This is a genomic window from Alkalihalobacillus sp. R86527 (assembly GCF_042466185.1).
In the GTDB taxonomy this organism is placed as follows: domain Bacteria; phylum Bacillota; class Bacilli; order Bacillales; family Guptibacillaceae; genus Guptibacillus.
Window position 1 is genome coordinate 2,279,414 of the sequence record NZ_JAXHBW010000001.1, and the last position, 26,756, is coordinate 2,306,169.

26 protein-coding genes are annotated in these 26,756 nt (G+C 40.8%); 3 read left to right on the top strand and 23 right to left on the bottom strand.

Annotated features, from left to right (window positions below; genetic code table 11):
- Positions 1-63 precede the first annotated feature (63 nt).
- The 15 genes from murD to SJY16_RS11680 all read right to left on the bottom strand — a co-directional run bounded on the left by murD (position 64) and on the right by SJY16_RS11680 (position 17,756).
- Positions 64-1,407 carry a UDP-N-acetylmuramoyl-L-alanine--D-glutamate ligase gene (gene murD / locus SJY16_RS11610; RefSeq protein ID WP_377889347.1) on the bottom strand — a complete coding sequence of 448 codons (1,344 nt, stop codon included), beginning with the start codon at positions 1,405-1,407 and terminating at the stop codon, positions 64-66.
- Complete coding sequence (gene mraY, locus SJY16_RS11615; RefSeq protein WP_377889348.1) at positions 1,407-2,381, bottom strand: phospho-N-acetylmuramoyl-pentapeptide-transferase; 975 nt, start codon at positions 2,379-2,381, stop codon at positions 1,407-1,409. The genes murD and mraY overlap by 1 nt, the downstream gene beginning before the upstream one ends.
- Before the next feature lie 19 nt (positions 2,382-2,400).
- Complete coding sequence (locus tag SJY16_RS11620; RefSeq protein WP_377889350.1) at positions 2,401-3,753, bottom strand: UDP-N-acetylmuramoyl-tripeptide--D-alanyl-D-alanine ligase; 1,353 nt, start codon at positions 3,751-3,753, stop codon at positions 2,401-2,403.
- Positions 3,750-5,213 (bottom strand): UDP-N-acetylmuramoyl-L-alanyl-D-glutamate--2,6-diaminopimelate ligase, encoded by a 1,464-nt coding sequence (locus SJY16_RS11625; protein WP_377889352.1) that lies wholly within the window; start codon positions 5,211-5,213, stop codon positions 3,750-3,752. Before SJY16_RS11625 ends, SJY16_RS11620 begins: the two co-directional genes overlap by 4 nt.
- 95 nt (positions 5,214-5,308) lie before the next feature.
- On the bottom strand, positions 5,309-7,228 hold the full coding sequence (locus SJY16_RS11630; protein ID WP_377889353.1) for a stage V sporulation protein D: 1,920 nt from the start codon (positions 7,226-7,228) through the stop codon (positions 5,309-5,311).
- 62 nt (positions 7,229-7,290) lie between these two features.
- On the bottom strand, positions 7,291-9,501 hold the full coding sequence (locus SJY16_RS11635; RefSeq protein WP_377889355.1) for a penicillin-binding protein: 2,211 nt from the start codon (positions 9,499-9,501) through the stop codon (positions 7,291-7,293).
- Between the two features lie 20 nt (positions 9,502-9,521).
- Positions 9,522-9,890, bottom strand: coding sequence for a cell division protein FtsL (ftsL, locus tag SJY16_RS11640; RefSeq protein WP_377889357.1), 369 nt, complete (start codon positions 9,888-9,890; stop codon positions 9,522-9,524).
- A 57-nt stretch (positions 9,891-9,947) separates the two neighbouring features.
- Complete coding sequence (gene rsmH / locus SJY16_RS11645; RefSeq protein WP_377889358.1) at positions 9,948-10,877, bottom strand: 16S rRNA (cytosine(1402)-N(4))-methyltransferase RsmH; 930 nt, start codon at positions 10,875-10,877, stop codon at positions 9,948-9,950.
- Positions 10,878-10,911: 34 nt separating this feature from the next.
- Positions 10,912-11,343: a division/cell wall cluster transcriptional repressor MraZ gene (mraZ, locus tag SJY16_RS11650; protein ID WP_377889360.1), complete on the bottom strand. Its 432-nt coding sequence runs from the start codon at positions 11,341-11,343 to the stop codon at positions 10,912-10,914.
- Between the two features lie 138 nt (positions 11,344-11,481).
- Positions 11,482-13,101, bottom strand: coding sequence for a bacillithiol biosynthesis cysteine-adding enzyme BshC (bshC, locus tag SJY16_RS11655; RefSeq protein ID WP_377889362.1), 1,620 nt, complete (start codon positions 13,099-13,101; stop codon positions 11,482-11,484).
- A 102-nt stretch (positions 13,102-13,203) separates the two neighbouring features.
- Positions 13,204-13,587 carry a DUF3397 domain-containing protein gene (locus SJY16_RS11660; RefSeq protein ID WP_377889364.1) on the bottom strand — a complete coding sequence of 128 codons (384 nt, stop codon included), beginning with the start codon at positions 13,585-13,587 and terminating at the stop codon, positions 13,204-13,206.
- On the bottom strand, positions 13,587-14,474 hold the full coding sequence (locus tag SJY16_RS11665) for a 2-dehydropantoate 2-reductase (RefSeq protein ID WP_377889366.1): 888 nt from the start codon (positions 14,472-14,474) through the stop codon (positions 13,587-13,589). The genes SJY16_RS11660 and SJY16_RS11665 overlap by 1 nt, the downstream gene beginning before the upstream one ends.
- Positions 14,475-14,597: 123 nt before the next feature.
- On the bottom strand, positions 14,598-16,130 hold the full coding sequence (locus SJY16_RS11670; protein ID WP_377889368.1) for an acyl-CoA carboxylase subunit beta: 1,533 nt from the start codon (positions 16,128-16,130) through the stop codon (positions 14,598-14,600).
- A 50-nt stretch (positions 16,131-16,180) separates the two neighbouring features.
- On the bottom strand, positions 16,181-16,393 hold the full coding sequence (locus tag SJY16_RS11675) for a biotin/lipoyl-binding carrier protein (protein WP_377889369.1): 213 nt from the start codon (positions 16,391-16,393) through the stop codon (positions 16,181-16,183).
- A gap of 22 nt (positions 16,394-16,415) precedes the next feature.
- Positions 16,416-17,756: an acetyl-CoA carboxylase biotin carboxylase subunit gene (locus tag SJY16_RS11680; RefSeq protein WP_377889371.1), complete on the bottom strand. Its 1,341-nt coding sequence runs from the start codon at positions 17,754-17,756 to the stop codon at positions 16,416-16,418.
- 219 nt (positions 17,757-17,975) lie between these two features.
- On the opposite strand from SJY16_RS11680, the gene SJY16_RS11685 reads away from it, so the two are divergent.
- A complete protein-coding gene (locus tag SJY16_RS11685; RefSeq protein WP_377892200.1) occupies positions 17,976-18,452 on the top strand; it encodes an N-acetyltransferase in 477 nt (158 codons plus the stop codon).
- A 29-nt stretch (positions 18,453-18,481) separates the two neighbouring features.
- Here SJY16_RS11685 and SJY16_RS11690 read toward each other — a convergent pair whose 3' ends face one another.
- The 4 genes from SJY16_RS11690 to SJY16_RS11705 all read right to left on the bottom strand — a co-directional run bounded on the left by SJY16_RS11690 (position 18,482) and on the right by SJY16_RS11705 (position 20,752).
- Entirely contained in the window at positions 18,482-19,057 is a 576-nt protein-coding gene (locus tag SJY16_RS11690) for an RsfA family transcriptional regulator (RefSeq protein ID WP_377889373.1), read from the bottom strand.
- Positions 19,058-19,163: 106 nt separating this feature from the next.
- On the bottom strand, positions 19,164-19,922 hold the full coding sequence (locus SJY16_RS11695) for an enoyl-CoA hydratase/isomerase family protein (protein ID WP_377889374.1): 759 nt from the start codon (positions 19,920-19,922) through the stop codon (positions 19,164-19,166).
- A 73-nt stretch (positions 19,923-19,995) separates the two neighbouring features.
- Positions 19,996-20,169 (bottom strand): 50S ribosomal protein L32, encoded by a 174-nt coding sequence (rpmF, locus tag SJY16_RS11700; protein WP_048309912.1) that lies wholly within the window; start codon positions 20,167-20,169, stop codon positions 19,996-19,998.
- 49 nt (positions 20,170-20,218) lie between these two features.
- Positions 20,219-20,752, bottom strand: a complete 534-nt coding sequence (locus tag SJY16_RS11705) for a YceD family protein (protein WP_377889376.1) — start codon at positions 20,750-20,752, stop codon at positions 20,219-20,221.
- Positions 20,753-20,938: 186 nt separating this feature from the next.
- Between SJY16_RS11705 and SJY16_RS11710 the strand changes: the two genes are divergently transcribed.
- Positions 20,939-22,150 (top strand): nucleotidyltransferase, encoded by a 1,212-nt coding sequence (locus SJY16_RS11710; protein WP_377889378.1) that lies wholly within the window; start codon positions 20,939-20,941, stop codon positions 22,148-22,150.
- 110 nt (positions 22,151-22,260) lie between these two features.
- Here the strand turns inward: SJY16_RS11710 and SJY16_RS11715 are convergent, their stop codons facing one another.
- Positions 22,261-23,289 carry a SepM family pheromone-processing serine protease gene (locus tag SJY16_RS11715; RefSeq protein WP_377889380.1) on the bottom strand — a complete coding sequence of 343 codons (1,029 nt, stop codon included), beginning with the start codon at positions 23,287-23,289 and terminating at the stop codon, positions 22,261-22,263.
- The gene (locus SJY16_RS11720; RefSeq protein WP_377892202.1) at positions 23,286-24,074 is read right to left on the bottom strand and encodes a patatin-like phospholipase family protein; all 789 of its coding nucleotides are present in this window, start codon (positions 24,072-24,074) and stop codon (positions 23,286-23,288) included. Before SJY16_RS11720 ends, SJY16_RS11715 begins: the two co-directional genes overlap by 4 nt.
- A gap of 144 nt (positions 24,075-24,218) precedes the next feature.
- On the opposite strand from SJY16_RS11720, the gene ylbJ reads away from it, so the two are divergent.
- Positions 24,219-25,436: a sporulation integral membrane protein YlbJ gene (gene ylbJ / locus SJY16_RS11725; RefSeq protein ID WP_377889381.1), complete on the top strand. Its 1,218-nt coding sequence runs from the start codon at positions 24,219-24,221 to the stop codon at positions 25,434-25,436.
- A gap of 12 nt (positions 25,437-25,448) precedes the next feature.
- Here the strand turns inward: ylbJ and coaD are convergent, their stop codons facing one another.
- A complete protein-coding gene (gene coaD, locus SJY16_RS11730) occupies positions 25,449-25,943 on the bottom strand; it encodes a pantetheine-phosphate adenylyltransferase (RefSeq protein WP_377889383.1) in 495 nt (164 codons plus the stop codon).
- A gap of 2 nt (positions 25,944-25,945) precedes the next feature.
- Positions 25,946-26,524 carry a 16S rRNA (guanine(966)-N(2))-methyltransferase RsmD gene (rsmD, locus tag SJY16_RS11735; protein WP_377889385.1) on the bottom strand — a complete coding sequence of 193 codons (579 nt, stop codon included), beginning with the start codon at positions 26,522-26,524 and terminating at the stop codon, positions 25,946-25,948.
- Between the last annotated feature and the right edge of the window lie 232 nt (positions 26,525-26,756).

A 26,756-nucleotide genomic window follows, 5' to 3' on the forward strand; every position in this document is an offset into this window, starting at 1 on the left:
ATCCACACCCCGTTATCGTCGATTTACTTATCCATTAAATCGGATAAGCATGACAACCTTTCATTAGAGTTTATGCATTGCGTCAATAAAAATGTCACCGCGCTGTTCAAACGTTTTATATTGATCCCAACTTGCACATGCAGGTGATAATAGGATAACGTCACCCTCATTTGAAAGATTGAAAGCTGTTGGTACAGCTTTTTCTACATTATCGACAATTGTAACGTTCTTCAATCCTGCTTTGTTTGAAGTATTCTGAAGTTTAGGTGCAGTTTCTCCAAATGTAATCAAATGTTTCACTTTCTCTTGAAAATATGGAATGAGATCATCAAAATCATTCCCTCTGTCCAAACCTCCTGCTAATAGGATAACGGGATGATCGAATGAGTCGAGAGCCTTCTTAGTTGCGATAGAGTTGGTTGCTTTTGAATCGTTAAAGAACTTTCGTTCCTTTACTTCTCCAACAAATTGCAATCGATGTTTCACTCCATGAAAATTCGTAAGCTCTTCATAAATCTTTTCATTCGTAACACCAGATAACTTAGCAACTGCAATAGCAGCAAGCGTATTTTCTATATTCTGCTTCATTGAAAGATCGGCGATTTCGATCACTTTTTCACCTTGATATGTGATGACACCACCCACTATACAAACGCCAGCTTCTACCTGCTTTGTAGCAGAAAACGGAATGAGAGTTGCGCTTGATGCCCGTGCGAACTCCGATACTATCGCATCATCCGCATTGTAGACGGCATAATCTTCAGATGTCTGATTTGCAAAGATTCGAGCTTTCGCCTTCGCATAAGCTTCTTTTGAGCCATGATAATCAAGATGAGCTTCATAAATGTTAAGGAGAACAGATATGTGCGGGTGAAACTCCTCCGTACCCTGAAGTTGAAAACTAGATAGCTCCGTAACAAGCGTTTGATCTGGAGTTGCCTTAGCAGCAACTTCACATACGACTGTTCCAATGTTACCAGCTACGACAGGGTTCGAGCTCGTCCCACTTAGTAGCTCTCCAATTAGAGTCGTTGTAGTTGTTTTCCCATTCGAACCAGTAATCGCGATGAACGGCGCTTCAGAAATCTTTCCAGCAACCTCTACTTCAGTAATAATAGGAATTCCCTGTGCTTCTGCCTCTTTTAAAAGGGGATTGTGGTATGGAATCCCTGGGTTTTTCACGATTAAATCAATACCCTCAAGTAGTGAGAGCGGGTGCCCTCCTCCTACTACAGTAAAACCATCCTCACGTAGCTCCATCGCTTGTGGGTTGTTTGAAACCTCTTCACGATCATTCACGACTACGTTAGCACCAAGAGAGCGGAGTAGCTTTGCAGCTGCATAGCCACTCTTTGCAATGCCCATCACTAACACTGAACGTTGTTTGTAAACATCTTGATTCTTCATTACAACCACACCTCAAGATAAATTCCTAATGCCGCACAAATCAATCCCACTGTCCAAAATGTCGCTACAACACGCCATTCCGTCCATCCAGACAATTCATAATGGTGATGGAGTGGGCTCATTTTAAACACACGGTTACCTGTTGTTTTAAATGAAGCTACTTGGATGATAACGGATAACGTTTCGATAACAAATACGCCACCGATCACAACTAACAGTAATTCGAGCTTCGTCATAATTGCGACTGCCGCTAAAGCTCCACCCAAAGCCAGGGAGCCTGTGTCACCCATGAATACTTTTGCAGGATGTGCATTAAATACAAGAAAACCAAGCACTGCTCCTACAACACTGACAGAAAATATTGCTACATCGTACATGTATGCAGCCGCTGCTAGAATTGCAAATGCACCAAATGCAATCGCGGCTGTACCTGCCACGAGTCCGTCGAGACCATCTGTTAAGTTGACTGCATTAGAAGCACCAACAAGCATGATGAAAAGCAAAACAACATAGCCAATACCAAGATCAAAACTAAAATCAGTACCTGGGACATGAATGGCAGTATCAAAACCAATCGTCCTTAGTCCGAAATACACAAGAATAGCGATAAATACCTGACCAAGTAGTTTTTGTTTGGACGTTAATCCAAGGTTGCGTTTTTTCACAACCTTAATAAAGTCATCAAGAAAACCAATTAACCCATACCCAATCGTTACAAAGAGCAACAGCCAGATTTCCATAGAAATTTCATCGTATTTTAAAGCAATTGCTACTGTACCAATTATAATAGCAAGTATGATAATAAGTCCGCCCATCGTCGGGGTACCTGATTTCTTCTGGTGCGACTTGGGTCCTTCATCTCGTATACTTTGACCGAATTTCAATCTCCTTAAGAAAGGGATGAATACGGGTGAAACCAATACTGCAATAATAAATGATGCTAATAAACTAAAGATTAATAAACGTTCAATCAATGTCCTGCCTCCTTAAAAATTAATTCCCTATTGCCTTTATGATCGTTTCAAGCCCGAGGCCTCTCGAAGCTTTTAATAGAACTGCTGTCTCTTTATCAAGGCGGTCCTTTAGATATGATGAAGCCTCTTCTTTCGTGGCAAAGGAAACAGCAGGAACACCAACTGCTTCATTCTTTTTCATCTCATCGTAGATCCATTTACTTTTCTCCCCAACAGTAACAACCTCTGTTATTGGATTCCTTATTGATTCAGCAATTTCACGGTGCAGCTGTTCTTCTTTATCACCAAGCTCATACATGTCACCTAATACTGCGATCTTCTTCTTATAACCTTCAAGCTCACTTAATGTATCAATCGCTGCCTTCATAGAAGTTGGGCTTGCGTTATATGCATCATTGATGATCAACGCCCCATTATTACTCTTAAACTGTTCAAGCCGCATCCCTGTCAATTTCAAAGAAGAAAGTGAAGCCCTGATTGCACCTTCTTCAATACCGAGCTTTCTACCTGCTGCGATACTAAAGAGCGCGTTCTTAACATTATGCTTCCCTAACAAGTGTATTTCGAACGGCTTTTCTTCATTAGCAAGCGTAAATGTAAAACCCTTCTCGAGTTGGGAAACTTCACTGATTTGAATATCGTTCTCTCCTTGATAGCCACACGAGATTGCACGACTCTTAACCGGGGATAATAACGGTTCATCTCCATCAATAATAAGTGAGCCACTTTTTTTCAACCCATCTACGATTTCCATCTTCGCTTTTGCAATATTTTCTTTACTGCCAAGCTGAAGAAGATGTGACTCACCAATGTTTGTGATGACTGCCACATCTGGCTTTGCGATCGATGAAAGAAGTGAGATTTCCCCCTGGGAGCTCATGCCCATTTCTAATATAAGCAGATCCGTATCTTCAGGCATCCCAAGGATTGTCATCGGTAAACCCCAGTGATTATTTAAATTCCCTTGAGTTTTATATGTTTTATATTTCGTACTAAGAACCGCTTCCAACATATCCTTTACAGTGGTTTTACCGTTACTACCTGTAACACCAACAACGTAAGGCTTATGCTTATCTAGAACGGCTTTCGCAAGGTTTTGTAAACCTTCTGTCGTGTCTTTCACATAGTAAACTGCAATTCTGCCATCAAGGTCTTTCGGGAACGGCTTCGATTCATCCCAAAGCGTCCCAGTCGCACCACTTTCTATTGCCTTATCAATAAAGCGATGGCCGTCATACACTTCACCTACGATCGGTACAAACAATTGGTTTGTACAATCTTTTCGAGTATCCGTTGCAATGCCATCAAAGATGACATCAGTCTTCATTGAAACTTTCGAAAAGTTGTCTAGTAACGTTGAATGAAACTTCATGCTTTCTTCCCCTTTATTGCCTGACGTGCTACGTTACGATCGTCAAATTCATGAACGTTTTCTCCAATGATTTGGTACGTTTCATGACCTTTACCAGCAATTAAAACAACATCACCTTCGCTTGCTTCATTAATTGCATGAGTGATCGCTTGTGCTCGATCAGTTATTCGAACGTAGTGCCCATCTGCACCCTCTACCATATCGTCTAAAATTCTTTCTGGGTCTTCACTTCTTGGGTTATCAGAAGTGATGACTGTTGTATCTGCAATCTTTGTTGCAATCTTTGCCATAAGAGGGCGCTTTGTACGATCGCGATCTCCTCCACAACCAACAACTGCAAATACGTTTCCTTTCGCCATATCCTTCACGGTAGTTAGAACATTTTCGAGACTATCGGGCGTATGTGCATAATCAACGATAACGGGGAAGTTCTGTCCCTCGTCGACCAATTCAAAGCGTCCTGGAACGCCCTGAATTCCTTCTAGGCTTTTCAGGATATCATGTAAAGGTATGCCCGCAGCCTTACAAGCAGAGATGGCAGCAAGAGCATTGTATACACTAAATTTGCCTGTAAGCTTGAGCTTAACGTCTTCTTCTCTTTCAGGCATGATTAGTCTAAATCTTGTCCCATTAGCTGAGAATGAGATATTATCAGCTTTAACATCTGCTTCATTATCAATCCCGTATGTGAAAATATGCGCAGAAGTCATCTTTTCGTAATCAGCACTAGCAGGATCATCGGCATTTAATACAGCGATCTTCTTACGGGCTGGATCATATGTATTGCCTAATTGAGAGAATAAAAGACCCTTAGCCTGACGATACTCTTCCATTGTGCCATGATAGTCTAAATGATCCTGAGTTAAGTTCGTGAATACCGCGATATCATAATCACAGCCCCGCACTCTTCCGAGCGTTAATGCATGAGAAGAAACTTCCATCACAGCCGTTTCAACGCTTTTCTCTTTCATGTTCGCGAATTGCTTCTGCAATAAAAGCGGTTCAGGAGTAGTGTTTTTTGTTTCAAACTCTTCTTCTCCAATTTTGATATTAATCGTTCCGATCAATCCTGTTTTTTGATTTTGATCACGGTGAACTTTCTCGATCAGATGGGAAACGGTTGTTTTACCGTTCGTACCTGTTACTCCGATCAGAGTAAATGCTTCAGTCGGATTTTGATAGAAATGATTCGCTATTTCCGCTAACGAACGATGCGTATCTTTTACAACGATAACAGGTACATCAAGATCAAGTTCTTTTTGAGCGATAATTGCAACCGCTCCTTTATGAACTGCATCCTCCGCAAAATCATGCCCATCTACCGTATAACCAGGAATGCAAACAAACAAGCTCCCTTCGGTTACATTACGATTGTCGCTTTCAACTGACGCAATTTCTGGATTACCACGTCCAAACTTCTTATATGTAAATAATGCATGAAGTAGATCATCTAATCTCATCTTTGATCACCTTTCTAGTTTGCTGACTTTTTTCAGAAAACAAGCCAAGAGCATATGCCTTGGCTTGTTTCATACTTATTGTACTCACAGAGTGCCTATTTGTCACCCATATAAAGTCTGATTTCAGAGCCTGCAGGTAATTTTACACCCGGATCAGGTGCTTGTGCAATAACTGTATCACCATCACCGCTTGCTTCAATTTTCAAATTGTACATTGCCTGCCTAATTTCTTTAGAGGTCATCCCCACAAGATTTGGCATTTCGATCGTCTCTTCATCTAACCAGGTTTTCTCTTTCTCAATTTGATTTTGCCTCTTTGGGACATCCATAACCGTCAAACTATCATTAATTATATTTCCAACTATTGGAGCGGCTACAACGCCACCAAACTGCAACGTGTCTTTCGGATTATCAATCGCTGTATAAACTACAATTTGCGGGTCATCAGCCGGAGCAATACCAATAAATGAGACGATGTGATTATTCTTTAAATAAGCACCATCTTTTGCCTTCTGAGCTGTCCCTGTTTTACCACCGACCCTATACCCTTCTACAAATGCATTCTTCCCAGTACCAAGTGCTACCACTGTTTCTAGCGCATGCCTTACTTCTTTTGAGGTTTCTTCAGAGATAACCTGTCGCTTCACTTGTGGTGTATTCTTACTAATTACCGCACCAGTATCTGGATCGATCCACTCTTTCGCAATATATGGTTCGTATAAGGTTCCACCGTTAACAGCAGCTGAGACGGCAGTTACTTGTTGGATTGGCGTGACAGAGACGCCTTGACCAAATGCAGTAGTAGCAAGTTCTAAAGGACCAACGTTCTTAACATCGAAAAGGATACCACTTGCTTCACCTTGTAAGTCGATTCCTGTCTTTTCTCCAAATCCAAATTTGTGAATATATGAAAAGAGCTTTTCTTTTCCTAGTCTTTCACCGAGCATAACAAATCCGGGGTTACATGAGTTCTGGACACCTTCCAAAAATGTTTGGCTTCCATGTCCGCCACTCTTCCAACATTTCAGCTTACGTCCAGCTACCTCTATACTACCTGGATCATGGAAATGATCTTTTTCAAGGTCGACCTTTCCTTCTTGTAATGCAGCAGCAAGCGTGATGATTTTGAACGTTGAGCCCGGCTCATATGTGCTCCAGACCGGCTTGTTTTGATTCCAAATATCTGGAGAGAAATCTTGAAAATGTTCTGGGTTGAAATCTGGACGGGAAGCCATACCGAGGATTTCTCCCGTATTCGGGTTCATTGCAATTGCTACAGCACCATCAGGATTATATGTAGCTTCTGCGATATCAAGTTCTCGTTCGATAATCGTTTGAACCTTAGAATCGATGGTCAAGCGCAAATCCAGGCCATCGATCGGTTTTGTATAGTCATCAGCAAGAGAAGGCATCCTTTTCCCTTTTGCATCAGCATAATATTCTACTTGACCTTGTTCACCGCTTAATTCTTCATCATAATATAGCTCGATACCCGTTAAACCCTGGTTATCGATACCACTAAACCCAAGAACGTGCGAGAGGAAAGACCCATTCGGATAATGCCTTTTGTTGTCTTCAGCAATATAGACACCAGGAAGGTTCATCTTACGAATTTCATTCGCTTTCTCGTTCGTCATCTTCTTACCTTCAGGACGTATCCAAACCATAGATTGCTTCTGGGTTATCGTTTCATAGACTTTCTCTTTACTCGTATTCAATGATGCTGCGATGGATTCCGCTGTTGTAGCAGGATTCTGCACCTGTCTAGGTACAATCAAAACGGACGGAGCACTAATATTCGTAGCCAATGGAACACCATTACGATCAAGTATTTCTCCTCTATTCGGTTCGAATGGAATGTTTCTGCTCCAAGAGTCTTTCGCTTTTTCACTAAGCCAATTCCCCATCACCAGTTGAACGTAACCAAGTCGTGTTACGATCACTGCGAATATAAACAAGCCTACAAGTAGTGCAATAACAAGTCTTCTCCTAACAGTGACATTGGAAACGCGCATAAGCTCATCCTCTCTGATTATGCTCGTTTCACTATATGTCACTTTCCTATCTAATAGACCTGCTAGTCCGTGATCGGTTCTTCTGCTGTTTCTTCATTTTCTTTGTTTTCATCGGTAGGTTCCGGAGTCGGTTTTTTCAGCTCAGCTACGAGATAATCTCCTTCTTTAACAGAGGCACCTTTGGCAATACCTTGCTTCGTCACATAGCCAGCACCCATGATGTTCGGTTTCAATTCCATTAATTCAACAAGCTTCATCACATCAGTAAGAGACCAGCCTGTAATATCAGGCATCGATACGTCACCATTCGTTCGTAATAGAATGCGTTCCCCTTCAAGAACTTCTGATTCTGGATGAGGAGATTGTTTGACCACCTCTCCTGAACCTCCTAGTACAGTAACGTTAAAGTCGTCTTCTTTGAGCTCTTTCTCTACTTTCTTGATATCCTGCCCAGAAAAGTCTTCTATTTTCTTAACATTTTCGTTTGCACCTTCAGACTTTCCTTTCGTTTCTTCTTGTAATGGATCAATGTTTAAATACTGTAAACTATTTTTCATAACCGTGTTAAATATAGAAGCAACAGGATCGCTTCCTAATTCAGGGTATTCTAGATCTGGGCGATCTACTGCAACGTAAACAAGTAATTCAGGATCTTCAGCTGGTGCCATCCCAATAAATGAGAAGATGTTGTTGCCGTATCCGCTCATGTACCCTTTTGCACCTTGTGATATTTGAGCTGTACCTGTTTTACCAGCAATCGAGTACCCTTCGATATCATAAGGTGTACCGGTACCATCCGTTACAACCGTCCGTAGAATATCTCTTGTTTGCTTTGCGGTTTCACTTGATATTGGTTCGCCAGCCACTTCCGGCTCATGATTAAGCTTAACGTCTTTTGAGTCAGGATCAACGATTTTCTCGATCACATAAGGCTTCATCATTTTCCCGCCATTTGCAACCGCAGTCGCAGCTTGAATCTGTTGAATCGGAGTAATGGTAGAACCCTGACCAAAACCTGTTGATATTCGTTCAAGGTCTCCACCGTAAATAATTCTTGAAGATCCTTCACCAGGAAGATCAATTCCGGTTTTCTTATCAAAAGCAAATTTAGAAAGATAATCTCTATACGTGTCATAACCTAGTTTTTCTTTTACTAGAATTGACATCGCAACGTTGGAAGACTTTCGTACACCTTCATCAAAACTAATCATTCCCCACCCTTTACCATAGTTATGGTCGGGAACCGTACCTCCTGGAACGGCGTATCTACCAGATTGATAGCGTTCATCACCGTTATATACTCCTTCTTCAATTGCCGCTGCAACTGTGAACACCTTCATCGTAGAGCCTGGTTCATATGGTGAAATAGCCATATTCGTGTAATCTTTGATGTTTTTTTTGTTTGGATCAAAGGTAGGTCTCGTACCTAGCGCTAGAATCTTACCAGTGTCTGGATCTGCTACGATCGCAGTCATTCGTTCTGGGTTATATTTCTCCTGCGCCTGATCCATCGCTCGCTCAACAAACAACTGTATCTTCTCGTCAATCGTTAAGTACACATCGTTCCCTCTTTTGGAGGGTGAAATGTTGTCATTACCGTAGGGGAGCTTGTACCCCTTTCGATCTGTCTGATACGTTTCTTTTCCTTCTTGAGGTAGAAGGTACTTGTTCAATTGTTTTTCAAGGCCAAGTAAACCTTCTTGCACACCATCATCGTTTTCATTTGTAAAACCTAATACATGAGAGGCAAACTCATCATTTGGATACAACCTCGTTTTTGATGGTATGAATCCAATACCGGGGAGATCGAGCTTTTCTATCTTTTCTTTCTGAGTTAAGCTTAAATCTTTACCTTCAGCCCCGAATTCAACCTGGAAAAGACCTTCTCTTGATAAGCGTTCTTTAATTTCTTTCTCACTCATATCTAGGATGTTAGCAAGCTCACTCGCAGTCTTATCTACATCTTCAACATGTTCCTCATATCCTTCGCTTAGAATGGCTCTTAGAGTAAAAGAAGGAATATCCATTGCGAGCGCTTTGTCTCCAGTACGGTCGTAAATCGTCCCTCGATCTGCATGTAAAATCTTGCTTTTTGTCCACTTTTCTTTTCCTAGTTCCGTTAAATCTACTTTTTCACCATCTTCTCCTGAAACAGCCTGTGTCCATTCGATATAGAAAAAACGTCCAATAAAAGCAAAAAAGAGCAGGACGAAAAGTGCCATCAGTATCCCTGCTCCTCGATTAATATGTGGGTTCTTATTTGTTTCCTTCATTTCAGTGCAAACCTCCGAATTTATGATCCTCTGTTGATCACTTCTACGTTTTGATCATTCAGCTGCATGCCAAGTTTTTCTTCAGCAATATCAATAATTCGATCTGGTGCACTTAATTCTGTCACTTTCACCTGAAGCTCTTCGTTTTGTTTCATCTGAGCCTGCTGCTTCACTTCAACCTGTTGAATACTCGTATTGATGTTATAGATCGATGCATAATTAGAAATCATTATGATTGAAGCTGCTACAACTGCAATACTAAGCATCATCCAGAGCAGTTTTTCCCCTTTCGTGATTCTTCCACGTTGAACATAAACTGCTTTTTTCTGTGCTTCAACTTGTTGCTTCTCTGAATGCTGCTGTTGATACTTATACGCCAGGTTACTCATTCTTTTCCCCCTAACACTTTCTTAAAGTTTTTATTTATCTTTTTATAGTTATCTTTTTTATATCTTCTCCGCAATGCGTAGCTTAGCTGAGCGTGCCCGACGGTTTCCTTCTTGTTCTTCTTCAGAAGGAAGGATGGGTTTTCTTGTAACCAATTTCATTTCCGGTTGATACGCATCCGGTATAATCGGCATGCCTGGCGGTAATTCTGGTCCTGATGCTGCTTCCTTCATCGTTGTCTTGCAGATTCTGTCTTCAAGCGAGTGGAATGTGATCACGCTGATCCGTCCACCTGGGTTTAAAATTGACATTCCATCAATTAACGCTTGCTCAAACACCTTAAGCTCATCATTCACTGCAATTCTTATTGCCTGGAATATTCGCTTAGCAGGGTGTCCCCCTTTCCTTCTCGCTGGAGCAGGAATGGCATCCTTAATGATTTCTACAAGTTCAAAAGTGGTTTCAATCGGCTGTTGTTCTCGTGCTTTTTCAATTTTGCGAGCGATTTGCTTCGAGAATTTCTCTTCACCAAACTTGAAAAAGATTGATACGAGACGTTCGTATTCCCATTCGTTCACTACCTCATAAGCTGTCAATTCAGATGATTGATCCATACGCATATCGAGCTTTGCATCGAACTGGTAGCTGAACCCGCGTTCTCCTTTATCAAGCTGTGGAGATGAGACACCAAGATCGAACAGAATTCCGTCTACTTTTTCTACTCCAAGATCTGAAAGGGCTTCTTTAATATAGCTAAAATTACGTTCTACAACAGTAAGCTTGTCTTCATAACCGGCTAACACTGTTTTCGCATTATCGATCGCCCACTGATCTTGGTCAAATGCATAAAGGTGCCCTGTACTCAATCGATCGAGTATCGCTTTAGAATGACCTCCTCCACCGAGTGTACAATCTACGTAAATGCCATCTTCTTTAATGTTGAGTGCATCGACTGCTTCTTCTTTTAAAACTGTAATATGTTCAAACATGTTTACACCTTAACCTTCACTGCATATTAACCTTCTACATGTCAAAATCCATCATGCTTTCTGCAATCTCAGAGAATGATTCTTCTGAGGCATTGAAGTAGTCTTCCCAAACCGGCTTACTCCAAATCTCTAACCTGTTTGAAACACCAATCACAACGCATTCTTTCTCGAGCTCAGCATATTGTCTAAGCGTCCCAGCAATATTCACTCTGCCTTGCTTGTCCAACTGACATTCTGTAGCACCTGAGAAAAAGAATCTGGTAAAAGCACGTGCATCTTTCTTTGTAAAAGGGAGTGTTTTCATTTTTTCTTCAAGGGCTTCCCATTCTTCCATAGGATAACCAAAAATACATTTATCAAGCCCACGAGTAAGGACAAATGTGTCGCCAAGTTCATCACGAAACTTTGCGGGAATAATCATTCTACCTTTTTCATCAACAGTATGCTGATATTCCCCCATGAACATTGGCTTTCCCCACCTTCCCCACTTTCTACCTTTAAGTTACCACAACTCCCCACTTTTCACCACTAGAAAATGTATTCGTGCACCAAAAGAAAAATCCTGCTGTGTTCAGCAGGATTTTTTGAGAAAATTTTATTATTTTTACAAATAAACAACTTTGTGATTTTCGTTCAAGGACAAGTCTAACTTCATTACGCGATCGATGAAATCAGGACCGTACCAGTTCAAGTAATACACAACGTTCCATTTTCTTTCCTGTGGAGCACCATTTGGTTTTAACGCAAGTCCGATTTCATCAAACTTCCGCAACGTATGATCGTGTCGCTCTAAAATCGTGTTTTGCAATTTTTCTTGAAGAAGTTCAAGCTGTCTATGGATAAACGCTCCATTTTTGTTTGAATACCTCTCTAACCCTTTGTCGACCTTACTCGTTAACTGCCGTAGATCTTCATGAATACTTTCGATTTTCTCTCCAGCACTAGAGAAAGCTTCTTCAAGGCCATAGTGATCAAGGTTTTGAACATACAGCTTTCGATCATGAAATACGCCGTTCTTTACAATATTCTCGACATTCAATGATAGCTCGGAAGCATTTTTTTGAATATGACGTTCGACAAACGTAAATGACATTCTCGGAACAATAACAGGCATCTTAAAATCGATGGTTCGAAAAGCTGGCTTCAACAATGCCCAATAAGCAAGTTCTCCCGGTCCACCGATAAAGGCAAGTACAGGAAACATCGCATCCTGCATTATCGGCCTTGTGACAACATTATTACTTAACTTCTCAGGTTCTTCTTCTGCTAGTTGAAGCATTTCTTCCTTTGTGTACGCTACTTCCCCGGCTTTTCCTCTGAACATTGAGCCTTTACGTTCTAGTAGAACTCTTTCACCATTTACTTTCACAAATAAATGAGCCTGGTTTTCCTCAAGGTCAACCTCTACTGGATAGTCAAGCTCGTGCAATGATGCAGCTTGCTCGAGGACGCCTTGGTTAATGGCTTCATTGTCATTGATGATTTTCTTGAATACGTTTGTTTGATGCGCTCGGAACGCTTCATTACCGGAATCAACGAGAACAAGACCATATTTCGAAAACAATTTCGTTATTATATGACAAAAGTGGTCGACAAACGTTTCAGAGTTGTCTGAAATGCTTTCTAGCCACTCTCGAATGTCACTTGTATACGTTGTTTCACCAAATTCGTGAAGGATTTGGTCTGTCCATTCTTTCATGTCTGCCTGATCAAGTTCAATATCCGATAGCGCTTGTTTGCGATATTGTTTTTGAGGTACTGCTGCTTTGTTTTCTTTTTCACTGAACGTATACACATGGTTTATTTCATGAAAATCATGATCCTCACCTGCTATCCAAAATACAGGGATAACTGGAACTCCTAGTTCATTTTCTTTTTCTTCAGCAAGTTTTATAACAGATATTGCTTTATTGATCGTATAAAGTGGTCCAGTCAATACACCAGCTTGTTGGCCACCAACAACAGTTACAGCGTCTTCACTTTTTAATCTTTCAATATTCTTCAATGCTTTCTCATCAGGATTATAAACGCGATTGAACGCCTCTAGATGATCTGCTAATTTTGCACGGTTAAAATCACGCCCCATCAACTCCTGGTAGCGCTCTTCGTATGACTCGAACGTTTGATATGTATAGTCAAAAAAAGCTGAGATGCTTTTTTTCCTCTCAATGTAATCTGTAGCAATTACATTTGTTCCCGGAAGGAAAGTTTCGGTGAGTTTCATTGCTATTTCTTCCTTTCTCGACACAAATACGATATTCCACCTGCATAATCCTTAGTTAGTATATCAAACTGTTCCCACTGCTACCAAAAAAAAGCTTATGAGTTACACCGTAGCAATACGGTGCGCTAACCCAATAAGCAGTAATAAAACATATCCTGTTGAAAAGACAAGAAAATTAAAGCGCCAGGCACCTTTCATCACTTTTCTAATACTGATATCTTCCTTCGTCTTCCAATGAAGAACAGTGAAAGCTACTGCAATAACAAGCATAAGGATGAAGATAATCCATAGATACGAACGTTGAAATAACTCTACGCATATGAAATGGACGCTTAGTATAAAGAATAACGTTGATAAATCAGTTGCAAGCCTGACCGAATACTTCTTTTTCTTCGTAACTTTAACAGTAATAATATAGACGATGTACCAGGCTAGAAGCGGTGCTGTTACAGCTGTCGCAACAATGCCAACTAAGACATCTCCCATTACATCCTCTCCTCCATCATTAATTCCAAACCTTTAATCGCATCGAACACAAATCGGGTAAATGGTACATCGACACCTTTGAAAGAAGCTTCTTTCAAAACAAAGCCTGATATTGCATCGATTTCGGTTCTTCGGCCCGCACTAACATCTGCCAACATTGAGGAAGTATTCGCTGCTGTAAGCTTACATACCTGTTGAACCCGGTTCCATGACTCTTCAAATTCAAGATCCAGCACTTTACTGGACTCTTTTATTAATTCTCTCAAAAGTCCGAAAAACCTCGGGTTCGTTAGCAATTCCCCATTTGAAATTTGAAAAAGAGCTGTTAAAGGGTTAATCCCACAGTTTATGATCAGCTTCTCTGCCAATAATTTGTACCAGTTATCTTTAAATTCAATCGACAAACTATCTTTAAGTGCTTCTATAAATGGAGACCGCCCTGAGTAACTGCTAACCTTCAGGCTCCCCTCTCCTGTGTGGAGGACCGAAATATCATTTCGCTTTTTCGCCCCATGCTCGACAGTTCCAACAGAAACTGGTTGAACCAATGAAGTAAGGTAGCGGACATGCTCCATTCCATTTTGAATGAATAATAGTTCAGGTGTCATTCTAGCTGTATATGTATGTGTGATAGAAGAGATAACTTCTCGAACGGCGTGTGCTTTCACTGCAACGATTACAAGATCAGTCTGTGCTGATAGTGATGTAGATGCGTTTACCTCGTAAGTCTCTTCTTTGTTACCACTCCTATACCGAATACCTTTTTGTTGAAGTTCATATGCTTGGTCTTCTCGACGTGTAACCATCGTGATCGTATGTCCAGATGAAGATAATTTAGCTCCCATGAGAAGGCCGATCGCGCCCGCTCCAATGATCGTGATATTCAACAAAATACACCTCTCAGCCCTAATAGGTCAAATGCACTACTAACATTGCTAGTTTAGCACAATTTTCATTTTTCTGATCAAAAAAATCCCTTAACAGTTATGTTAAGGGATTTTCCACTTCTATTAAACCGGATAAACAGGATGTTTCTTATCCGGTGCTCTCATTTCTTTGGACTCATAATAAGACAGACGATCAACAAGCACTTCACGTAGTTCACTACCCGGCACAATATCATCAACAATTAATTCTGAAGCAAGTCTATAAATGTCGATATGCTCTTTATATTCTTTATGCTTCTCTTTTACATATTCGATGCGTTCTTTCGGGTCTTCTATTGCGTTGATTTTGTTCGCGTAAACTGCATTAACGGCAGCCTCAGGTCCCATTACTGCGATTTGTGCAGTCGGTAATGCGATACAACAGTCCGGCTCAAACGCAGGTCCCGCCATTGCATAGAGGCCAGCTCCGTATGCTTTTCGAACAACTACAGATATTTTTGGTACTGTTGCTGAACTCATTGCTGCGATCAGCTTTGCACCGTGCCTAATGATACCTGCACTTTCAACTTTTGTTCCGATCATGAATCCAGGAACATCCGCAAGGAATACAAGTGGGATATGATAAGCATCACAAAGCTGTATAAACTTAGCTCCTTTATCAGCTGAATCAACGAATAAAACTCCACCTTTAACCTTCGGCTGGTTGGCAATCAGTCCAACAACCTTACCGTCGATTCGTGCAAATCCAGTGATTAATTCAGGTGCGAATAGTTTCTTCATTTCAAAGAAGCTCTCACCATCTACTAATGCATCGATCAAGTCATACATATTGAATGGCGCATTCTGATTTTCAGGTGCGATATCAGTAATAGATTTTTCTAATGAAGGAAGTTTCCCTTCTAAATCAGGCGTTCTTTTGTGAAAGTTACCTGGAAAATAGCTTAAGTAATTACGACCAAGTTGGATAGCATGCTCTTCATTTTCAGCGAGAACATCGCCGCAACCGCTCGTGCTACAATGCATTTTCGCACCGCCCATTTCCTCGAGCGACACCTTTTCTCCAATAACCTTCTCTGCCATACGCGGAGATCCAAGGTACATTGAGGCATTCCCATCTACCATGACCACGATATCACAGAAAGCTGGTATGTAAGCTCCTCCTGCTGCCGATGGACCAAACAATAAACAAATTTGTGGGACCATACCTGACATCTTCACCTGATTGTGAAAGATTTTACCTGCTCCCCTACGATTTGGGAACATTTCTAGTTGGTCAGTGATTCTTGCACCAGCGGAGTCAACAAGATACAAGATCGGAACTTTAAGGTTCATTGCTGTTTCTTGAATGCGAATGATTTTCTCCACTGTTCTTGCTCCCCAAGAGCCGGCTTTCACAGTAGAATCATTCGCCATCACACATACTTTCTCACCGTTCACTTTACCTACCGCGGTAACAACACCATCAGCAGGCAAGTCATTCGCAAGGTTATTTGCGAATTTACCGTCTTCGGTATACTGACCATTATCAAATAATAGATTCAAACGGTCACGCACAAACATTTTATTCGTTTCTTTAAGCTTCTGATGATATTTTTCTGCACCACCAGATTCAATTTCTTTGGATTTGTTTTCTAGAAACTCTTCAAGATGATTCATAAGGAACCTCCTTTAGTTCTTTAGATTGAGCGCTCGTTCAGCGAATGTACTTACTTGACCGTTACGAGAACATCGCCTTCATTTACAAAATCACCGATTGTTACTTTTACTTCTGCTACTGTTCCATCTTCAGTTCCTTCTACAGGAATTTCCATTTTCATTGATTCAAGCATCACAAGCTCTTGTCCAGACTTAACGGAGTCTCCTTCTGATACCATTACGTTCAATACTGTTCCTGCCATAGATGATTTGATTTCGTTCATTGCTGCCATACCCCTTTGTTAGTTATTTTTTGTGAGCAAGTTTCTTTGTTAAGTATGCGGTTGTGTAGTTACCATTCTGAAAATCAGGTTCTTGTAACAGGTCCTCGAACAAGGGTCCGTTATGTTTTATACCTTTTAATTGAAATTTACTAAAAAACTCTCTTGCGATCTCTAACGACTCATCACGGCTTGTGCCTGTTGCAATGATCTTCGCAATCATTGGATCGTAGAACGGCGAAACCGTAGAACCACTTTCATAGCCACCATCAATCCTGATGCCATCTACTTCTGGAAATTCAAGAGACTCAATCTTCCCTGGGGAAGGCATGAACGTATTCGGATCTTCGGCATATAAACGGAACTCAATACTATGTCCCCTAGGAGAAATCTCCTCTTGTGTAAGCGGAAGATCTCTGCCATCAGCAATTAATAATTGCCATTCAACAAGATCTACCCCGTTCGTCTCTTCAGTAATTGGATGTTCAACTTGAAGTCTTGTATTCATTTCAAGAAAATAAAAGTTCTCTTCTTCGTCCATAACGAACTCAACTGTACCTGCATTCGTATAGTCGACGTGTTTAGCAGCTTTTGTTGCTGCTTCACCAATCAAATTGCGCGTTTTAGCAGAAATGAATGGAGATGGCGTTTCTTCGACGACTTTCTGGTTTCTTCGTTGAATAGAGCAATCTCTTTCATACAAATGAACGATATTGCCATGGTGATCACCGATAATTTGCACTTCGATATGACGAGCATTATCAATAAACTTCTCTACAAACATCGCACCATTTCCGAAATAGGCCTTCGCACGGTTTTGACTTGATGAGAATGCTTTTTCTAAATCACTATCATTCTCACACCGTTGCATACCGATTCCACCACCACCTGCAGCAGCTTTTAGCATAACGGGGTAACCTACTTCATTCGCATAGACAATCGCCTTTTCTACATCTTCAATTTCAGTGCTTCCTGGTACTACAGGGACACCAGCTTCTATCATCGTTTTCCTAGCAGTGATTTTATCTCCCATCGCTTCTACAACGTCTGCCGATGGACCGATAAACGTGAGGCCCTTTTCTGCTATTCTTCTCGCAAATGGGGCATTCTCGGATAAGAAACCATATCCCGGATGAACTGCATCTACATTCTCTTCTAGTGCAACTCGTATAATTTCATCTTGATTCAAATATGATTTTGCTGCCGGAGGATCTCCTAATCCATGCGCTTGTGTAGCCAATCTTACATATGGCATATCTTTATCAGCACTGGAGTACACAGCGACCGTTTCGATTCCAAGTCTGCTGCATGTTCTTATAATTCGTTCTGCAATTTCACCGCGATTCGCTATCAATACTTTCTTCACAATACCTCTCCCTTCCCAGCACAATATACAGGTTGAAAACCCTTACATTAATCATATCATTAATTCACCGTCACGTTTCAACAAATATTCAAATAATTCCTTTTATATTTTGTTTTTTGAAATGAAGAAAAGTTTTGTGTTTTCGGTTATAATTAGGAAAAGAACCTTTTCTTTTAGAAAAAAGAGAGGAATTTGTCACGATGACGGAGGGGAACAATGATGGTAGATTTAACAGTACGACCACTTGTGATCAATTACAAAACTCTAGAAGAGTTTAAGAAATTTAAAGAGTATGGGGTCCAAGAGCTTTCTATGATGGAAGACTTGCAGGATAACATCATTGAAAATGATAGTGAATCACCTTTCTATGGTATCTATTTTGGTGACAAGCTCATTGCTAGAATGAGTTTGTATCGGATCGATGAGAAATATGATCGCTATTTCGATCCACCTCAAGATTACCTGGAGCTTTGGAAGCTAGAGGTTTTACCTCAGTATCATGACCGCGATTATGGTTCAACGCTTGTGAACTTCGCGAAAACATTTAACTTACCAGTGAAAACAAATGCAAGACAGGGATCTAGTCAATTTTGGGAGAAGATGGGCTTCGAGGCAGTCACATACAACCCAGAGCGTGACCGCGGAGAAAACCCATATGTTTGGTACCCTGAAGGAGTTACTGAACAAGATGTATAAAAAATAGGAACAGCCCTAGTTGGCTGTTCCTATTTTTTTACTTTTTCGAGATTTCCATTTGAATCCATTTGAAAACGTATATTGCTCTGATCTTCATCTTTGAACACAACCATTTTTCTTGCCCGTTCCATGATTTCCAATAGAGATTGGTAATCTTCTTGTACCATGACGTATTCTTTTTCGATCTGCAAAAGCTGTTGCTTCAATTGTTCATTTTCCAATAGAATCTCTTTATACGACTCTTCTAATTCACTCACATTCGAAATACAAGACTTCGTTTGAACAAGGATTCTTATCGCTTCATCGATCATCGCGATGTTGTCTTGGTCATCCGTCTCATAAGTCTCTCTTACTCTTTCATTGTAAAAACCACTTCTCTTCTGTTCTTTCCGATGCTTCTTGGCAAGAACGATCGCAGACTCATATTGCTTTCGTATAAGTGAGTTCCATCTGAATCCACAAGCAGCAGGAGTCCTCGATAATTTCTTCCCTACCTCTTCAAACGCAGCAAGCTGTGTACTTGCTTCTCGAATATGTCTTAAAACAACTTCAGCAAGTAGAACATCTTCATCCTTCGACCATGCATCTTGACGAATGGGTACCAAACGCAATCCCCCCTAAAATAAACTTTTTACAGTCATCTTATGCGTCTGATAGATATAGTAGAATTTTAGAAGCTATAATTTTTTTTGATTTCTTAGTCAGGTGCTATCATTTGTTTAAGAATCTTTCTACTGCGCTATGGTATTCCTCAGACTCCCAGAGTTCAGAACATGACGTTATCTCTCTCTCAATCCGTTCTGTAATCAACGATCGATCGAGTGAATCCAACCAATGTTTCTTATATGTCTGTAAGATAGTGGAGGAATGTGGTAGAAGGGTTTGAGTGACTTTCTCAGCATCCTCTTCCCACCGATCTTCTTGTACTATGTATGTTAGAAACCCAAGTCCTGACGCTTCTTCAGGAGTATATCGTTTGCCACTCATCAACATTTCCATGGCCTTAGTTGAACCCAGCCTTTCCATTGCATAAACAGTTCCACCCCATCCGGTAGTAATCCCAATCGATCCTTGAATAAAGCCCATTGTAATACCACTCCGCGCAATCCGATAATCACACGCAACGGCTAGTTCACATCCACCACCGACAGCATGCCCGTTCAACAACGCAACAGTAGGCTTCTTACAAAAAAACACCTGTTCAAGAACATCCCCCATTTTTCTTAGCATCGGATACGCATCTTCTTTTGTTCGAAGATGATGAAAAGAGGCAAGGTCCCCTCCTCCACAGAACGCTTGTTCTCCGGTTCCCGTTATAATAATATAAGAAATTGACTGATCTTCTTCAGCAGCTTTAATCGCATGACTGAACTCATCCATGACGTCGTAATTTATTGCATTTCTTTGCTTCGGTCGGTTGATCGTTAAAATTGCAGCACCGTTTCTCTTTTCATAAAGAAGACTCTTCATTGCTCTCCACTCCTAAATTAAGGTATAAAAAAAACAGAGAGATTTCTCTCTCTGTTCCAAGCGTGTTGAAAGCTTACTTGCTTACAACGTTTTCACCTTTATAATTCCCACACTCTTTACATACACGGTGAGAAAGTTTGAATTCGCCACAGTTAGGGCATTTCACCATTCCTGGTACTTCAAGTTTATAATGAGTACGACGCTTGTTTTTACGTGTTTTAGAAGTTCTTCTAGCTGGTACTGCCATCGTTTCCACCTCCTTAAAAAATTAAATCGTGCTTTGAAAGTTGTCCGGTCTATTTATCGTTCTTTTCATTAAAAAGATCAGCTAAACCGGCCAGACGAGGATCAATCTTTTCTTCCGTTTCCTCGTGTGTGACAACTTCCCATCCTTTGCCGGATTTGTTTTGCATTTCATCGGATTCCGAACTGTGTTTAACAACACGGATAGGAATCTCCAAAAGTATATTTTCCTTAATATACGGAACTAAGTCAACCGTATTTGAAGAAACTTGATGAATTTCTTCATCTTCTTCTTCAAAATCGACCCCAGATGTGTTCGGTTCGAGCACAAATGTTTCCAATGGATGAAGTACGAAAGGGAAATCAACATCTTCGAGCGTATTCGCACACGGAAGGATCATCTTGCCTTTCAGGGTAAGATGAAAGGTAACTTTATTACCGTGAAAAGAGGTTTCACCGGTAACGTGTACGGGTGTAATTTCTCGAATCTGTGTTTCTTCGTTCTTTAGTTCCTCTACATTAACTAACTCGTCAATTGTAAGCCCCTTCTGTTTGAAGGACTTCAACTGATCTACTGACCATTTCATCTGTCTATCACCTCAAGGCAACAAAAGTATTATAGCTACAAAATACATAAATGTCAATATTTTTTCTTTACACCACTTTGTATGAATCTCAATAATGGTATAATGTTAATCATACCAGAGAAAAAAGCTTAAATTCAACTCATACAACTATGATCATTTTTTATAACTGATGAAAGGAGCTTTATCATGAAAACAGCAGGTGTAGTTGTCGAGTACAACCCCTTCCATAACGGACATCTGTACCATTTAGAAGAAACTAAGAAAACAACCGGTGCAGAGATTGTCGTTGCGGTTATGAGTGGATCTTTTCTACAGAGAGGAGAACCTGCTCTTGTTGATAAGTGGAGTAGAACCACGATGGCGCTTCAAAACGGCATCGATATCGTAATCGAACTTCCATACGTATACTCTACCCAAAAAGCAGAAGTTTTCGCAAAAGGTGCAGTATCCTTATTAACCGCAATTGGAGTGGATGAACTTTGCTTCGGCAGTGAAGCGGGCCGTATAGAAGATTTTCATAAGACTCTTTCTTTTATCAAAGAAAACGAGAAAGAATACAATGAAAATATTCAACTCTACATGAGCGAAGGAAATAGCTATCCAAAATCTGCATCGCTCGCTTTTCAATCCCTTCAGGACCATGAGAACGTTCTTGATTTATCATTACCGAATAACATTCTTGGCTATCAATATGTAAAAGCAATTGATGATCAGGCATCGCCCATGCACGCAGAAACCATTTTAAGAACAAAAGCCGGTTACCACGATGATACGTTTCAAGACAAAAAGATTGCGAGTGCTACTGCGATTCGAAAAGAGCTCATGAATCTAGATCCTAAAAGCGTTCATTCATTTGTTCCAGAGCCTTCGTTTCAAGAATTAGAACGTTTTTATAAGAATCATCGTAAGTTCCATGGCTGGCAAAGTATGTATCCCTATTTACGTTACAAACTATTAACTAGTTCACCAAAGGACTTAAAAACGATTTATGAAGCTGAAGAAGGACTTGAAAACCGTCTCGTTTCAGCAGCTAAAAAGTCACCTGATTTCACTTCTTTCATGGAAGCGATTAAGACAAAACGTTACACTTGGACTCGCTTACAGCGATTCGCTCTACATATTTTAACAAACACACCGAAAGACGATATGAAACCAGCTCTAGAACGTTCTGAAGTTCCATATCTTAGATTGCTTGGTATGTCTAGTGCGGGGAGAAAATATTTAAATCACATAAAATCCTCCTTAACTGTTCCCCTTGTTGCAAACGTCAACCAGTTTGATCACCCCTTCCTCACAATCGAAAAAAGAGTAAGCGAAGTATACGCTTTAGGGTTTGAAGGAGAAGCAAAAGAAGAATTCCTCAAAAAAGAATATCAGTCATCTCCCATTATTTTGTGATCGATGATCAGATAAACGCTAAAACAACCTGTCGAGACGTCTCGACAGGTTGTTTTGAATCGTGGAACTAGCTAGAAGCAATACTTATGATAGACGGCCAATAAAAGCCACTATTTTTTTTCAAGTTGTTTTAAAAAGTCTGATGCGTCCTTAAAGGTTTCGACAGGGACGACTTTCATCTTTGTCTTAATGTCTTCTGCTGCCTCCAAAGCATCTTCATAGTTTGAATGAGCTACAGGTGCGAAGAAAATGTCGGCACCAGACCCATCTGCTGCCACAACTTTCTGTTTGATTCCACCAATAGGGCCTACTTCCCCGTCCTCTGTAATGGTACCAGTTCCTGCAATCTTATATCCTTTTGTCCAATCTTCTTCTGTGAGTTGATTGTATATTTCAAGAGAGAACATCAGTCCCGCTGAGGGTCCGCCGATTTGATCGGTATTAATATCGATTGAAGGCTCCGTTTTGATCGTCTTCGCCGTTACTGGACCTGTGATACCAATGCCTACTTTTCCGTCCTCGGTATTAAAACGCTCAGGAAACGCTGAAAATCCTAGTTCGATTTCTTGCTCTTTCTTATTTCGTTTAAACGTAATGACTACTTTATCTGATTTGCTATACTCACCAAGTACGTCAAGCAACTCTTTCGTCTTCTCGATGGATTCCCCATCTACTCCGGTAATCAGGTCGCCTGCCTGGAGTTTCCCTTCTGCAGGCATACCTTCTACGATTCCTGTAACGAGCACACCCTTATGATTGATTGTAATTGACCGCTCTGCTGCCTGATACGCTACGATCGTTGCGTCCGTCTGTGAGCCTGCCATTACCTCTAGTTGACGTTCATGGTACTCTTTATCTGACTCGCCTTCACGCTTAATCATATCTTCAGAAATCAGTTCATGATATTGATTAAACTGCGCCCAAACATATTGTATGATGTTTGCTTCTCCTACCCTTACAGTTGTGAGCATGAACTCCCCTTTGTCAGGCGAGCCTCCATCAACTTTGATCACATCATCAAGCTCTCTTGCTTCCCCAGGCGTTGTCACATAGTACGGCAAATCGATAAACGTAAATGCTGCAACTAATGTAATGATTACAGCCCATACAATTGTAAATCTCTTGGTAGTCCGGTTCATTTATTTTTCTCCTTCCACTCTTCCACCGCTGCATGAATCTCATCGAGGTGGCGAAAAGCTTCTTCCTCCCCAATTTTGATAATGTCCTGTATATTCGTGAACGAACGTGAATGAAACGTTTCGAGACGAGGTTTGATCATCACATCGGCATTGATTTCGTGAAGACGAACCATCTCATTCTGCATGATATCGATACTCTGCATAATTACATCAAAGATCGATGTTACATCCGACTCCTTTTTCACCTCAGAAACATCGACTGCGATCACAAGGTCAGCCCCCATTTCTCTTGCGACTGAAACAGGAACACGGTCAATCACGCCCCCATCGACAAGCAATCGATCACCGATCTTTTCTGGTGTGAAAATTCCAGGAATCGCAATACTTGCACGTACGGCTTCAGCAATCGGTCCAGATCGATATACGACTTTTTCGCCTTTAATCAAATCAGTTGTCACCACTGCCAGAGGAGGCTGTAAGTCTTCAAGTTGTTTTCCATGTGTTAATGTTCGTATGAGATTCTTCACTTTGTTGCCAGTTATGAAACCCATTTTTGGCACTGTAAAATCAAGATAGTACTTCCTTTTAAAAAGAGACGCCATCTTCTCCATCGTCTCTACTTTATGTCCCGATCCGTAAATAGCCCCAACGAGTGAGCCCATACTACTTCCTGCTATATAATCGATCGGAATCCCTTGCTCAACTAGTACTTTGATAACTCCAAGATGCGCAAAACCTCTTGCTCCCCCTGAACCAAGAGCCAATCCAACTTTAGGACGGTTCATCATGAGATCCTCCCGTCTATTCCTGCTTAATCATATGGTCTAATTGTTCCACAAATACGTATATTTTAACTAGCGGACAGGTTTTATTGCACATTCTTACATATACGACTCGGTACGATGGTCATTACTTGGGGGGATGCTTTAGTGAACATACAAGTTCTTAAAACAATATTTCTAGCTTCTTCAATGACTATCATCGCGTTGTCGATCATTTTGCTACCCGAACATACACTCGACGCTTCTAAAAGCGGTCTTTCCATGTGGTGGAACATAGTCTTTCCTTCATTATTACCCTTTTTTATCATCTCTGAACTATTAATAGGTATTGGCGTTGTTCGCTTTATTGGTGTTCTCCTTGAGCCGCTTATGCGTCCTCTTTTTCGTGTGCCAGGTTCTGGTGCTTTTGTTTGGGCTATGGGCATCGCTTCGGGTTTTCCTGCAGGTGCAAAATATACAGCGCATCTCAGACAAAATAATGATATTACTGCGATTGAGGGAGAACGACTCGTTTCATTTACGAACTGTTCGAACCCACTGTTTATTTTCGCTGCAGTAGCTGTTGGATTTTTTCATAACCCTTCACTTGGCATTATTCTTGCAGCTGCGCACTATATAGGTAATATTCTTGTTGGGCTCGTTATGCGTTTTCATCGTTCTGAAGACCGCTTTACGAGAAACTATGAACGTTCACCGTTAGGAAGGCTCCCACGAGCATTTAAAGCCTTGCATGAAACCCGTCTATACGATGATCGACCTTTTGGAAAAATGATGGGAGACGCTGTCCACTCTTCCATCAAAACGTTATTAATGGTTGGAGGATTTATCATATTGTTCTCTGTTCTTAACGAGCTACTAAGCGTAATTGGTTTTACTGGAATGGTAGCAAACATTGTGAATGTGATTTTGATTGCCCTACACATTTCTCCAACGTTAGCTACTCCGCTTTTGTCAGGATTGTTTGAAATCACTCTTGGTAGCAGGTTGATCAGTGAAAGTAGTGCTCAATTAATGCAGCAAGCTATGATTGCGAGTTTTGTACTTGCATTCAATGGCTTTTCAGTACAAGCACAGGTCGCAAGTATTCTTGCAGACACGGATATACGTTTTAAACCTTTTTTCTTCGCAAGGTTATTACACGGCGTCTTCGCAATGGGCTTAACCCTTATCCTATGGAAACCACTATACGTAGAGTGGTTATCGTCAGGCACAAAGACATTACCGGTCTTTCACACGGAAAACTCTACTTCCATCGTCGACCTGTTATATGGTTTTTTTGAACAAACAGGACCCTGGCTTACCTTAATTGCTCTTATTGTATTCGTCATTCTCTCCATACGCCGTATGCGCATTCAACTTCAGTAGAAAAAAGCCCCGTTACTCTAACGGGGATCCTGCATACTTTTCTCTTAGTGCTTCTTGCACAATTTCCGGAACAAGATCTGAAACAGGTGCATGGTATTTTGCAATTTCTTTCACGATGCTTGAACTTAGGAATGAATACTGATTATTAGTCATCATAAAGAACGTTTCAATTTCATCTTCAAGCTTACGATTAATCGAAGCAATCTTCATTTCATATTCAAAATCAGATACAGCGCGAAGCCCACGGAGAATAGTAGAGGCACCAACTTGTTTAGCATAATCGATCAATAAACCTTGATACGAATCAACAGTGACGTTCTCCATATCCTTCGTTGCTTCCTTTATTAATTCAACACGCTCTTCTACTGAAAATAATGTAGATTTACTCTGATTATTAAGAACCACGATTTTAATATTATCGAATACTCGGGCTCCTCGCTTAATAATATCAAGGTGGCCAAACGTTACAGGATCAAAGCTACCTGGACATACTGCAATCTTTCCCATGACTATTCCTCCCTCTCACCATCCGACTGGGTATATGTATATATTGAAATAGTTGTTTTTCCACTGTATGTTTCTCTTCTCGTACATGTTAAGTTCGCAAGCTCATCGGGCAGGTCTACGTCTTTAAGATGCTCAACGACAATGGTTGCGTTCTCTGTAAGCAGTCCATAAGACGATATTTTTTCAAGATCATCAACGATTTTCTCCTTATGGTAAGGGGGATCGAGCAATACGAGGGAGAATGTTAACTCTCTCTTTAAGAGGGCTTTCAAGGCTCTTTTTGAATCGTTGCGAAACACTTCGCTTGAGTCTGTGAATCCTGTTTGCTCAAGATTCCACTTGATGGTTTCAATTGCTTTATTGTCACGGTCAACAAAAATACACGTTTCTACTCCTCGGCTTAACGCTTCAATACCTAGAGCACCACTACCACCATATAAGTCTAGCGCACGTCCACCTTCAAAAAAAGGACCCACCATATTATAGATGGCTTCTCTAACTTTATCTGTTGTTGGTCTAGTAGACATGCCTGGAACAGGCTTTATATGCCTACCTTTACACGTTCCTGCTATAATTCTCATCTCGTTCACAACCTTATCCTTTCCATATTCCTAACTATCCTACCATAAAAAAAGTGAAAGCTAAAATTAATGTATAAACGAATAGTGGATGGCGATACTAACTATAACAGCATCTTACCAGGTTAATGATGCTGTCAACCGCGGAGAAGACTTACGTTTCCCCATAAGTTCTTCCTCCGGTTTCTCCTCTCCCATTTGCCTTAACCATTTGGTTTAAGGCACCCGCAGGAAG